Genomic DNA, 11,621 nt, shown 5'->3' with positions numbered 1-11,621 from the left:
TCGGCAAGTGGGGTCTCCCCGTGAATATCCTCGCGGTCCTCTGGGGCGGCGCCATGACGCTGAACCTGATCTGGCCGCGGCCGGAGATCTACAACTCCGTGCCGCCCTTTGAGTGGTACCTGCAGTGGGGCGGGGTGCTCTTCGTGGGCGCCGTCGCTGTAGGCGGGACCCTGCTGTACCGCCTGAAGATCCGCCACCAGACAGGTGTCCTCGCCGAACACTCCGCAATTGTCGCTGCCCATTCGTCCCCAAACCATGCCGAAAGTGTTACTTCGGCGACCACCCCCGGGGCCATCGGTTGAGACCCTGCGGATAATGAGCATGAGCAGACACCACCGCCGCCATCGGGACGAGCATCTCGTCGCTGATAACAACAGCTCGAATCAGGACGCACTCGATTGGGGCGCCTACCCAGATGGACGGGATGAACTCGAGCTCCTGTTGATGCTCCACCAAGGAGAGAAAGCCGAGGCAAAAGACAAACGAACGGGCCAGCAATGGCAGGGCGTCGTCGACATCTCCGCCCCGGAGCAAGGCAAGCTGTGGATGTTCGTGGAGCTGGGCGAACGCAAACTCTTCGATACCGAAGTACACAGCATCAGCAAAATCGACTGACATGGCCTTGCCTTACACCCAAACCTGACGTCAAAACCGCCTGACAAGGGAGGACTTGGACTGCCGGCGAAGCTCCCACTGTGTTCCGACGCCCCGACCCAGTCACGACATGTCGTGGATGATCGCAATTTGGTCTAAAAGGCAGCGGAGCGCGAGTTCCTGGGCCAACTTCGCGCCAACTTGCTTCTGGTGGAGATACTGGCCTATCGTGGCCGGAGTTTCACCACTTTCACCAGTTTCACCTACTTTCACCGAGGGAGGGTGCCGTGCAAAACCCCTTTAAACCCACGGCCGGAGCCACACCTCCCGAACTGGTCGGACGGGCCGGGCTGCTGGACGAGTTCGAATATGGCCTCCAGCAGGGTTCCGGGGCACCAGGGCTCTTGACCATCATCACTGGATCCAGGGGCATCGGCAAGACGGTTATGTTGAGCGAAGCCGAAGGCATCGCCCGGAATCATGGGTGGGCCGTGATCTCTCGGACGGCCACTCCAGGTTTCCTCGCCGGGGTCGGCGACGACATGCTCCGGCTCCTCGACGAACTCGGGGACGGGCCTCCATCGCGGAAGATCACCGCTTTTTCGGCAGCAGGTTTCGGACTGACCACCCAACTTCCCCCGGAACGGTCCGTTGACTGGCGCCGGACCGGGGACGAATTGTTGCGCCTGCTGGATGCGAAAGGCACTGGACTCGTTATCACCGTCGATGAGATCCATGCCGTCGACAGGGCGGAAATCGCTCAACTGGCCGCTGACGTCCAGCACTTCATCCGCGACGGGCTGCCCATCGGCCTGATCTTCGCCGGCCTGCCATCAGCTGTCTCCGATCTCCTCAATGAAGGCGTTGCCACCTTCCTACGGCGGGCCGACAGGATCAACCTCCACGAAGCAGCAATCGCGGAAGTCACCGCATCGTACAGGGACCTCTTCAGCCAGGGAGACATCAGCATCTCCCCCGACCTCATCAATCAAGCCGCTGAAGTGACGGAAGGGTATCCCTTCCTGATCCAACTCGTGGGCTACTACCTCTGGCTCGAAGCGGACAAGGCAGGATGGAAACTGGACGAGACGAGCGTTGAGCGTGGAATCGCTGCCGCCCAACGACGGAACACCTTAGTGGTCGTCGAGTCAGCACTGTCAGACATCTCGGACAGGGACCGCGAGTTTCTCGACGCAATGGCCACCCAGGATGGCCCCTCTGCGGCCGGTCAGATCGGCGCCATCCTGAAAGCCAAGCCCAACGTCATTTCCAAGTACCGGAACAGGCTCATCGCTGCGGGCCTAATCGAATCCGCAGGCTATGGCAAAGTGGACTTCGCCATACCCGGACTCCGCGAATACCTCCGCAAGTAGGTTGACGGGAGGTCCATTATCGGCGTTTGACTGGGACGAGTAGAAGTAGATGACAGAACTGGTCTCACTTGCTTTTGAATGTTTACGCACGTCAGGCGGATGTCGGGACATCTCGACGCCGATCAGCGTGAACGAGTGGCCGCGCGCCACGGTGCGGACTAGCGTCGTAATCTCTCATTAGATGAGAGATTTTGCGTACAGTTTGAGCGGTGAGCATCGAACCTGGGCGGATTCCGGCCTTTCTGAGCAACGCAAATGTCGGCTGCTGCGTGCCGAGGATCGCGTTTTCGAGGCAATGCTGGATGGCTGGCGTGCACAAATGCTGGCACGTGGCCTGTCAACGTCATACATCAAGAGCTCGTGCGGCACGGTCCAGCGGTTCCAGGAGCACGCCAACGAGTACCCGTGGACGTGGTCGGCGCATCACGTGGACGAGTTCCTGGCGGACCGGCGCACCTCGGAGAAGGGTCTGGCGCTGTCAACCCTGAGGGCTAATTCCGGAGCTATCAGGGCATTCTGCTCCTATCTGACGGACGGACGCTACGGCTGGGCGTCGTTCTGCGAACGGGTCTTCGCCGACATACCCGTGCAGGTGGTCTTCGAGTGAAACTCTCACCGGCATACGACGGACGAGGCCGTGCCGGCACGCCGTCGGGCGTTCACACGGACCGAACTGCAGTCGTTCTTTGACGCCGCCGACGACCTGGTCGACACCGAGTTCGCCAAGGGTTCAAAGCGCTAAGGACGGCATTTGGGAGTGCCCTGACCTGTTTCCGCTCGCCGTGGACGGCAACTCTGCCAACATCAAGTGGGTCCTGGTGGTGAACCTTAATCCCGGCTCAGTTGCCGGGGGCAGCGGTGGCCAATACTTTGTTGGGCACTTTGATGGAAGGACTTTCACTTCAGAAACGACGGATCCTGTGGATGCGTTGCCTGCGGGGACCGCCGTCGGGAGCTTTAACAACGGGACCTACGGCGGCTGGACCCCTCACAATGACCCCGCCAACCCGTCCGGCCCCTGGGGCACAGCGCCAGTATCCGGAACCGTTCCGGGACAGAACACCGTGACCGGTCACATCGGAGCAGGCCTGATCAACAGCTTCCTTGGCGGAGACGCGCCGGTGGGCACACTTGAATCACCGTCTTTCACCGTGCAATCTGACTATCTGAACTTCCTGGTGGGTGGAGGACGTCACCCACAGCGTCCCGGCGAGCAGTCCGGGAACGTGGCCCCGCTAGGCTATTTGCTGTTTGACGGCTTTGACTATCCAGGTACATTGAGCGACGCCGGATGGCAGCTCTCCGGGGACTTCGAGCCAGCCCGCAACCTATCGACGGCGGGTGGCGAATATGCCATTGGAAAGCGGATCAACACTTTTGAAGGTGGCGCCAAAGCCGACGACAACATTGGTACGATCACGTCTCCTGAGTTCTATCTCACCGACACCAACATCGGTTCCTCCTGGGCGGCGGAAACCGCACGGATGGCCAGCTCCAGGCCGAGCTTCTGGTGGGCGGCGTTCCTGTGCGCACCGCCACGGGTACCAACTCCGGAGACCTTAACTGGAAAAACTGGGACGTTTCCCAGTACTTCGGTCAGATCGCCCGCATCCGAATCGTAACAATGCCACAGGACCATGGGGACACCTGACTCTGGACAACATGGTGTTGGGTTCAGTCCCTGCGAAACCCCGGAGCACCGAAACCACAGTAAATCTGGTGATCAACGGCCAAACGGTACGAACAATCACAGGCACGGACTCGGAACTTCTGGACTGGACCGCATGGGACGTGAAGGAGTTCCGTGGCAGCCAAGCCAGCATCCGGGTCGTGGACAACAACCGCGGCGGATGGGGCCACATTCTGGCGGACGAGTTCGTTCTTTCCGACAGGGAAGCCCTCCCGCGCATGGAGGAACACGACTGGCTGGACTGGGGGAAGGACTACTACGCCACCGTGTCCTTCAACCACACTCCAGACGGCAAGCGGGTGATGCTGGGCTGGATGAACAACTGGGATTATGGCCAGGAAACGCCCACTTCCACGTGGCGCGGAACCATGGCGTTGCCCAGGGAAGTTGTCCTCACAGAGACTCCGAGCGGACCCCGTCTCCGCCAGCAGGCAGTGACACAGGTGGACACCCTCAAGAACACGGCCGGCGCCTACAGCGCTCCGGCTCAGGACATTCAGCCCCGCACTATCAATTTGCCGGTCGCCGGTGATGTGGTGCAGATTGACGCGGAGTTCTCCCCCGGCACAGCGTCGGCCTTCGGCCTGAAGGTCTTAGGGAACGGGTCGGAGGCGACAAAGATCGGCTACACGCCTTCCAACCGACGCGCATACATCGATAGAACTAACTCCGGCAATGACAGCTTTCATCCAGCCTTCGCTTCCGTTGATGACGCCCCGGTCCATTTAGTGCACGGCAGCTCCGGCTGCGAGTCTATGTGGACAGGGCATCGGTGGAAGTGTTCGCCCAGGATGGCTTGACGACCCTTACCGATCAGGTGTTCCCCGCCCTTGGTGCACAGTCCATTTCGCTGTTTTCGGAGGGAGGAACTGCCCGGCTTGAAAGCCTGACCGTCACACCGCTAAACAACGCGATGTGGTGATGCGCACGGCCCACTAGCCTGGAAGCCCCGTTCGTTTTGTTCCGGCAGAAGGACGGGGCTTTCGCGTGTGCGAAGGTCCCCGTCTGTAAACTGGCGAAGGCTATGCGAAACGTTCGCGTAAACGATTCCCCAAGGCGGCGCCGACGATGACGACGATGGTAAAAGTGGCCAAGCTTGCGGGCGTGTCGATCTCGACGGTCTCACACGTCCTCAATGGCACCCGGCATGTCAATGATGAGACGCGCGAAAGGGTACTGAAGGCCATCGAGGAGACCTCCTACCGGCAGGATGCCCTGGCTCGGGCTATGCGCCGGTCCCGGACGGACAGCATCGGACTTATCGTTTCCGACGGCGGGGAGCCTGCCTTCGCGGAAATGATCCGTGGGGTGGAAGAAACTGCCGCCAGCCAGGGGATTACCCTGCTGCTGGCCAATTCAGCCGAGGATCCGGAACGTGAGGCACGCGCCGTCCAGGCCCTCCTGGAGCGCAGGGTGGACGGCCTCATCCTGGCCCGTGCCGCCGGCTCTGGGCCGGACGCCTTGCGTGAATTCGCTGACCAAGACACTCCGCTGGTGCTGATGGACCGGCTTTCCGATGACCCGTATGACCAGGTAGGGGTGGAAAACCGGGACCCGATCAAGGAGCTGGTGGAGCACTTGGTATCGCAGGGACACCAGCGGATTCTGTTGATTGCCGGGGATACGAGGGTTGCCACTCTCCGGGAACGGCACGAGGCCTTCCAGGAGGCGATGGTGAGGGCGGGCATCCCGGTAGCGGACCAGCTGGCCGTTATTGCCGGGGAGCCTGAAGAAACCGACACCGGCATCTCGAAGGCGTTGGATGCAGCGCAGCCCCCTACCGCCGTCATAGCCTGCAGTACTGTGCTGGCCGCGGCGGCACTTCGACACATCCAGCAGCGGGCCTTGCGGATGCCGGAAGACATCGCCTTCGCCACGTTCGACGGCTTCGCCTACGCAGACCTGTTTGAGCCCCAGCTCACCACCGTCCGCCAGCCCGCCTTCCAGGTAGGCGCAACAGCAGCGCAGCTACTGGCCAAGAGAATCGCCGATAAGTCGGTCGAGCCGTCTACCGTAAGACTGGCACCCACCATCGAATACCGCGCCTCCTCCTCTGCAGGACCACGCTCCTAGCTCCCCTGGCCTGGGTCCATCGGCTCTGTTATCCAAAGGCCATAGGCGACCCCAGACAGTCATCCCTGTTTTCCCCTCCCCTGTGTCCGAAGAAATAAGAAGAATCTTTTCTTGTGACCCATTGCACATCGAAACGTTTGTCTCTACTATCGAAACGTTCGCGCAATCGTTTCGCTACAAGGAGTCGCAGTGGCAACCATCGTCGATGTCGCATCACTTGCAGGCGTTTCGACGTCCACTGTCTCGCATGTCCTGAACGAGACGCGGCACGTGGAACCGGAAACTAAAGAGCGGGTCATGAGCGCGGTGCAGGCCACCGGGTATCGGCGCGATGTTCTGGCCCGCTCCATGCGCCGGGCCAGGACTGACTCCATCGGCCTGGTGGTTTCGGACGCCGGGGAGCCGGCCTTCGCGGACATGGTGCACGGGGTGGAAGAAGCCGCCGCACAGAACGGCCTGTCCCTGCTGCTGGCCAACTCGGCGGAAGATCCCGCCAGGGAACGCGCGGCAGTGGAGGCACTCCTGGACCGCCGGGTTGATGGACTCATCATTGCCCGGGCTGCCGGTTCGGCCGCCGACTTGCTGGAGCGCATCCGTGGGGACAAAAAGCCGCTGGTCCTTTTGGACCGGCTCGCGGACCTGGACGTGGACCAGGTAGGCGTCAACAACACCTCCGCCATGGCGGCCCTGGTTGAACACCTCACCGCCCAGGGCCATGAACGCATCCTCCTGGTCGCAGGGGACCTGCGGGTCTCGTCCCTCCGCGAACGTTATGACGGTTTCCGCGCCGCCATGGAGGAGCAAGGTTTCGAGGTGCCAACCACCATGCTGTGCGAAGGAACCGTCACTGCGGCGGCCACCTTTGACAGTGTACGGGCAGCGCTCCGCACCTCCGGTGGTCCGAAACGGAAACGGCCGACGGCGATCCTCGCCTGCAGCACGCTGCTGGCGGCGGGTGCCTTGCGGGCGGTGCAGCACGAAGGCCTGCGGGTGCCCGAAACGATGGCGTTCGCAACCTTTGACGGGTTTACGTACTCGGACCTGTTTCAACCCCAGATCACTACGGTCCGGCAACCGGCTTTCCAGCTCGGCGAGAGTGCCGTGAGTCTGCTTCTGCGACGTCTGGAGAGACCTTCCGCTCCAACCAAAATCCTTCGGCTCGAGTCCGAGATCGAATTCCGCCGCTCCACCAGCAGCTTCGCCCTAAACAACCAGCCATCGCATCCCATCAGCTAAACAACCAGCCATCGCATCCCATCAGCGCACCTATCCCGGGCGCAGCATGCAAAGGAGCATCACATGAGAAAAACAGTCCGCACCACCCTCGCCGCGGCAGCAACTGCCGCCCTGCTGGCCCTGACCGCCTGCGGCAGCTCCACGGACCCGGCAACACCTGCAGCGGAGGGTCCCTACTCCGCCCCTGCCAAGGACGTCACCGCCACCATCTCCGTCTCCAACTGGGGCGATCCAGGAGACAAAGCCGTGTACGACAGTGTGGCCGAGCGCTTCAAGGAGAAGTACCCGAACGTCACCGTGAACAACAACTTCACCCCCATCACCACCTGGACCGAATACGTCAACAAGCTTGTGACCCAGGCAGCCGCCGGGCAGGCGCCGGACGTCATCAACATCGCCACCGAGGGTGTGGAACTGGGCCTGACCAATGAGCTTTTCGCTCCCCTGGACGGCTTCCTGGAGAACGATCCTGAGGCCAAGACCCTGCACGATGACATCGATCCGAAACTGCTCGAGGGGTTCAGCAAGAGCGGCTCGACCTACTTGATGCCCAACACGTTCAACACCATGGTGATCTACTACAACACCAAGATGTTCGAGGCGGCGGGCATCGAGCGGCCCAGCGATGACTGGACCTGGGACGAGTTTCTGGAGATCTCCAAGAAGCTGACCACCGGTTCCGGGGCGGACAAGGTGTACGGGTTCGCCATGCCGTACTACTCCTTCGGCATCACCCCGTGGCTTTACTCCAATGGCACGTCCATGATGAGCGAGGACCTCAAGACCGCCCAACTGACCGACGAAAAGGTCAAGGAAACCGTGGGCTGGGTGCGGGACCTCGTGACGGAGCATGGTGTGGCGCCGCAGCCGAAGGGCTCGGACCCCTACCAGCTGTTTCCCGCCGGCAAGGCGGCCATGACCGGTGCCGGGCACTTCGTCACCGGCGGTTTCGAAAAGGCCGGCTTCGCCGACTACGACATCCTGCCCTGGCCGCAGCAGGCCACGAAGTCCACCGTTTTCGGCGCCGGCGCGTTCGCCGTTTCCAAGGCCTCGAAGAACAAGGAACTGTCCTGGGAGTTCATCAAGATGCTCACGGACCAGCAGACCCAGAAGCAGTGGGCCGACGCCGGCGCCGCCGTTCCGTCCACTAAGACCGCCGCTTCATCACCGGAATTCCTGGCCTCCCCCGAGCACGCTGAAGAGTTCTACAACTCCCTTTCCTACGCCAAGCCGGTAGCAGCCCCCGGCGCCTACAACGTGCTGGATCCTGCCTTCATGCGGGCAATGGACGAGATCATGTCCGGCCAGGACATCGGATCTTCCCTTCAGAAGGCCCAGAAGGATGTTGAGGAGGCGTTGCAGCAGTGACCTTGACTGCCACCAAAACCGCGCTGCCGCCCGTGGCCCCTCCCGGTCACGGGGGGCGGCACGGCCGCCAAAGCGCCGCCCGCCGCCGGGAAGCGCTCACCGCCTACATGTTCACAGCACCCACGATCATCGGCTTCCTGGTGTTCGTCCTCGGCCCGCTCATCGCGGCCCTGTACCTGAGCCTGACCAAGTACAACATCCTCACCGCACCGAAGTTCATCGGTTTCGACAACTACGCCCGGATGTTCCGGGACGAACGCCTGGCCACCACCTACGGCAACACCGTCCTGTACGTCGGGGCAGCCGTGGTCCTTATCAACGGGTTCGCGCTCCTGTTCGCGGTGCTGATCAACCAGCGGCTCCCCCGGGCACTGACCTACGTGTTCCGCTCCGCCTACTTCTTCCCGTACCTGGTGGCGCTGGTGTACGTCTCCATCATCTGGCAGGCACTGTTCCAGAAGGACACCGGCATCCTGAACTACTACCTCACCGCACTGGGCGGAGAACGGATCGACTGGCTCAACAGCTCGGAGTTCTCCAAGGTTTCCGTGATCATCGTGGACACCTGGCGGAACGTCGGCTTCGCGATGCTGATCTTCGTCGCGGCCCTGCAGGAAGTCCCAAAGGACATGGTTGAGGCCGCCCGGATGGACGGCGCCAACGAGTGGCAGATCTTCCGCCGGATCGTCCTGCCGATGATCAGCCAGGCCACGTTCTTCAACATCACCATCACCATCATCGGCGCGTTCCAGATCTACGAATCAATCATCGTGCTCACCAGGGGCGGCCCCGGCGATGCCAGCCGCAGCGTCGTGATGTACATCGCCGAAGTGGCCTTCAACAAGTTCGACATGGGCTACGCCTCAGCCATCGCGGTGACCCTGTTCCTGATCATCATGCTGGTGACCATGGTGCAGTTCCGCCTTAGGAAGTCGTGGGTGAACAATGAGTAACTCCAACACTGTCCTGTCCCGGCCAAAGGCCGGAAGGCTCAACGCAGGAACACAAGTGCGACGGCGGCCCCTCCCCAGCGTCGGGAAAACCATTTCCGTGGCGTTGCTGATCCTCGGAGCCATCGGGATGATCGCCCCCTTCCTGTGGATGTTCACCACCTCGCTCCGGGACGCCAGCCAGGCCTACGATCTGCCGCCCCAGTGGCTGCCCACCGAGTGGGACTGGTCCAACTACGCCGCGGCCGTCAGCGGGCCCGTGCCCATCGTGCGGAACATGTTCAACAGCGCCGTCATTGCCATCGCGGTCAGCATCGGCATGATCCTCACAGCTCCCATGGCCGGTTACGCCTTCGCCAAACTGGACTTCCCGGGCCGCAACTCGATTTTCGTCGGCCTGCTGTCCTCGCTGATGGTGCCGGCGCAGGTGACCATCATCCCGTTGTTCCTCCTGATGCGGACCTTCGGCCTGCTGGACAACCCGCTCAGCCTGATCCTGCCCGGCATCACCGGCGCCCTGGGAGTATTCCTGCTGCGGCAGTTCTTCCTGGGCCTGCCGCAGGAAATCATCGACGCCGCCCGCATGGACGGGGCAACTGCCTGGCAGACCTACCGGCTGATCGCGCTGCCACTGGCCAAAAACGCCGTCAGCACACTCGGGGTCATCACCTTCCTGGGCAGCTGGAATGCCTACTTCGCCCCGTCCATCTTCCTCAACAGCACCGACACCGCCACCCTCCCGCTGGGCCTGGTCCTGATGCTCGGCCCCTACGGCGCCGGCAACGTGGCCCAGGTGATGGCAGCAACCACCATCGCCATCGCCCCGGCCCTGATCGTCTTCCTTGTGGCACAGCGCTGGATCATTGCCAGCCTCACCCAGTCAGCCGTCAAGGGCTAAACCCTCAACTCTTTTGAAAGGTACATCCACTATGGCAACATCGCCGCGCTCCGGCCTGCTCTCAAGCCTGACCACGCTCTCCACCGCCCGCACCGCCCGCGCCTCCAGCTGGGACCAGACCGGCCGCAACCGCGACAACTGGATCATCATGCCCGGCGAGGAACGGGTCCTGGCGGACATCGAAGGCCCCGGCGCCATCACCCACATCTGGATGACCCAGTCCTGCCGCATCCAGCCAGGCCCGGGACAGATCTCCCCCGAACTGGTCGGCGTGCCCATGCTCGAGATCCATAACGCACTGGGCGTCAGCTGGGAGGTCGTGGACCCGGACTACTACCGCAAAATCGTCCTCAAAATGTACTGGGATGACCAGGAAACCCCCAGCGTCATCGCACCCCTGGGCGACTTCTTCGGCCTGATGAACTCCCTCTCCGGCTCATACGACTCCCTGCCGCTCTCGGTCTCCGCCAAGGAACCGGAACTGAACACCTTCGGCGGCAGCGCGGCCTTCAACAGCTACTTCGAAATGCCCTTCAACTCCCGGGCCCGGATCGTCATCGAAAACCAAAACGACATCCCCTACCTGCAGTACTTCTACATCGACTACGAGCTTTACACCGAGCCCCTCTCCGAAGACACCGCGTACTTCCACGCCCACTGGCGCCGGCAAAAGCCCAACGCCGGCTGGGGCCCTGACCTGCAAACCAACAGCATCGAGGTGGCCATCCCCAACCTCACCGGCGAAGACAACTACGTCGTGCTGGAGACCGAGGGCCAGGGCCACTACGTGGGCTGCAACCTCGCCGTCCGCCACTTCCAGGGCTCCTGGTGGGGCGAGGGCGATGACATGATCTTCATCGACGACGACACCTGGCCGCCCAGCCTCCACGGCACCGGCATGGAGGACTACTTCGGCCACGCCTGGGGAATGCAGCACAACGCCTTCCTCATGAACGGCACCATGGTCCACGAAGAGAACGTGCCCGGTTTCCACCACAGCTACCGCTTCCACATGACCGATCCCATCCGGTTCCAGAAGCGCATCAAGGTCACCTTCGAGCACGGCCACGCCAACCACCTCTCCGACGACTGGTCCTCCACCGCCTACTGGTACCAAAGCCTCCCCTCCCCCATCCTGGACATCGACGCCGTGGAAGAGCGCCTGCCGCTACGCCCCCGTGACCAGGTCGAAGAACTTCCGCTGCCCATCCTCACACCCGCCCAAAAGGCAGCGCGGGACGCCTCGGCAGAGCGGATGAAGAAATTCACGCAGGCACGCGACGCCGTCCGAAACGAACGCAGGGCAGAAATCGACGAGTGGGAGAAAGCCAACGCGGCGCAGGCACGCGAAGTCCGTCAGCGGTTCCTGGCCGCCAACAGCGTCCCGATCCCCTAACTCGGCCCAGTAACCCAAACCCGTCGATACGCCAGCACAAAAG

The 11,621-nt window shown here is 62.1% G+C and carries 12 protein-coding genes and 2 pseudogenes; all 14 read left to right on the top strand.

The window, feature by feature from the left end:
- A pseudogene (locus tag AC5RUO_RS18165) lies at positions 1 to 302 on the top strand (amino acid permease); the annotation flags it as partial.
- Positions 303 to 321: 19 nt separating this feature from the next.
- Entirely contained in the window at positions 322 to 615 is a 294-nt protein-coding gene (locus AC5RUO_RS18160; RefSeq protein ID WP_494104240.1) for a hypothetical protein, read from the top strand.
- A gap of 266 nt (positions 616 to 881) precedes the next feature.
- The gene (locus AC5RUO_RS18155) at positions 882 to 1,967 is read left to right on the top strand and encodes a DUF8462 domain-containing protein (RefSeq protein ID WP_494104239.1); all 1,086 of its coding nucleotides are present in this window, start codon (positions 882 to 884) and stop codon (positions 1,965 to 1,967) included.
- Between the two features lie 319 nt (positions 1,968 to 2,286).
- A complete protein-coding gene (locus tag AC5RUO_RS18150) occupies positions 2,287 to 2,574 on the top strand; it encodes a hypothetical protein (protein WP_494104238.1) in 288 nt (95 codons plus the stop codon).
- A 142-nt stretch (positions 2,575 to 2,716) separates the two neighbouring features.
- Positions 2,717 to 2,833: pseudogene (locus AC5RUO_RS18145) on the top strand (hypothetical protein); the annotation flags it as partial.
- A 198-nt stretch (positions 2,834 to 3,031) separates the two neighbouring features.
- Positions 3,032 to 3,589: a hypothetical protein gene (locus AC5RUO_RS18140; protein WP_494104245.1), complete on the top strand. Its 558-nt coding sequence runs from the start codon at positions 3,032 to 3,034 to the stop codon at positions 3,587 to 3,589.
- A gap of 208 nt (positions 3,590 to 3,797) precedes the next feature.
- Entirely contained in the window at positions 3,798 to 4,457 is a 660-nt protein-coding gene (locus AC5RUO_RS18135) for a GH32 C-terminal domain-containing protein (protein ID WP_494104237.1), read from the top strand.
- The gene (locus tag AC5RUO_RS18130; protein WP_494104236.1) at positions 4,415 to 4,579 is read left to right on the top strand and encodes a GH32 C-terminal domain-containing protein; all 165 of its coding nucleotides are present in this window, start codon (positions 4,415 to 4,417) and stop codon (positions 4,577 to 4,579) included. The genes AC5RUO_RS18135 and AC5RUO_RS18130 overlap by 43 nt, the downstream gene beginning before the upstream one ends.
- A gap of 146 nt (positions 4,580 to 4,725) precedes the next feature.
- Positions 4,726 to 5,730 carry a LacI family DNA-binding transcriptional regulator gene (locus AC5RUO_RS18125; protein ID WP_494104235.1) on the top strand — a complete coding sequence of 335 codons (1,005 nt, stop codon included), beginning with the start codon at positions 4,726 to 4,728 and terminating at the stop codon, positions 5,728 to 5,730.
- Between the two features lie 189 nt (positions 5,731 to 5,919).
- Positions 5,920 to 6,966 carry a LacI family DNA-binding transcriptional regulator gene (locus tag AC5RUO_RS18120; RefSeq protein ID WP_494104234.1) on the top strand — a complete coding sequence of 349 codons (1,047 nt, stop codon included), beginning with the start codon at positions 5,920 to 5,922 and terminating at the stop codon, positions 6,964 to 6,966.
- A gap of 63 nt (positions 6,967 to 7,029) precedes the next feature.
- Positions 7,030 to 8,334 (top strand): ABC transporter substrate-binding protein, encoded by a 1,305-nt coding sequence (locus AC5RUO_RS18115; RefSeq protein WP_494104233.1) that lies wholly within the window; start codon positions 7,030 to 7,032, stop codon positions 8,332 to 8,334.
- Positions 8,335 to 8,336: 2 nt separating this feature from the next.
- Positions 8,337 to 9,287, top strand: a complete 951-nt coding sequence (locus tag AC5RUO_RS18110) for a carbohydrate ABC transporter permease (RefSeq protein ID WP_494104232.1) — start codon at positions 8,337 to 8,339, stop codon at positions 9,285 to 9,287.
- A 97-nt stretch (positions 9,288 to 9,384) separates the two neighbouring features.
- A complete protein-coding gene (locus tag AC5RUO_RS18105; protein WP_494104231.1) occupies positions 9,385 to 10,182 on the top strand; it encodes a carbohydrate ABC transporter permease in 798 nt (265 codons plus the stop codon).
- A 31-nt stretch (positions 10,183 to 10,213) separates the two neighbouring features.
- On the top strand, positions 10,214 to 11,578 hold the full coding sequence (locus AC5RUO_RS18100; RefSeq protein WP_494104230.1) for a glycoside hydrolase family 172 protein: 1,365 nt from the start codon (positions 10,214 to 10,216) through the stop codon (positions 11,576 to 11,578).
- Positions 11,579 to 11,621 lie beyond the last annotated feature (43 nt).

The sequence above is a fragment of the Arthrobacter sp. Y3221087 genome (assembly GCF_059089905.1).
Note: the sequence above shows the minus strand (reverse complement) of the source record. Positions and strands in the feature narration are given on the sequence as shown.

Coding starts and splice junctions, on each gene's coding strand:
- AC5RUO_RS18125 (WP_494104235.1), top strand. CDS start 4,726: ATGACGACGATGGTAAAAGTGGCCAAGCTTGCGGGCGTGTCGATCTCG.
- AC5RUO_RS18160 (WP_494104240.1), top strand. CDS start 322: ATGAGCAGACACCACCGCCGCCATCGGGACGAGCATCTCGTCGCTGAT.
- AC5RUO_RS18150 (WP_494104238.1), top strand. CDS start 2,287: ATGCTGGCACGTGGCCTGTCAACGTCATACATCAAGAGCTCGTGCGGC.
- AC5RUO_RS18100 (WP_494104230.1), top strand. CDS start 10,214: ATGGCAACATCGCCGCGCTCCGGCCTGCTCTCAAGCCTGACCACGCTC.
- AC5RUO_RS18115 (WP_494104233.1), top strand. CDS start 7,030: ATGAGAAAAACAGTCCGCACCACCCTCGCCGCGGCAGCAACTGCCGCC.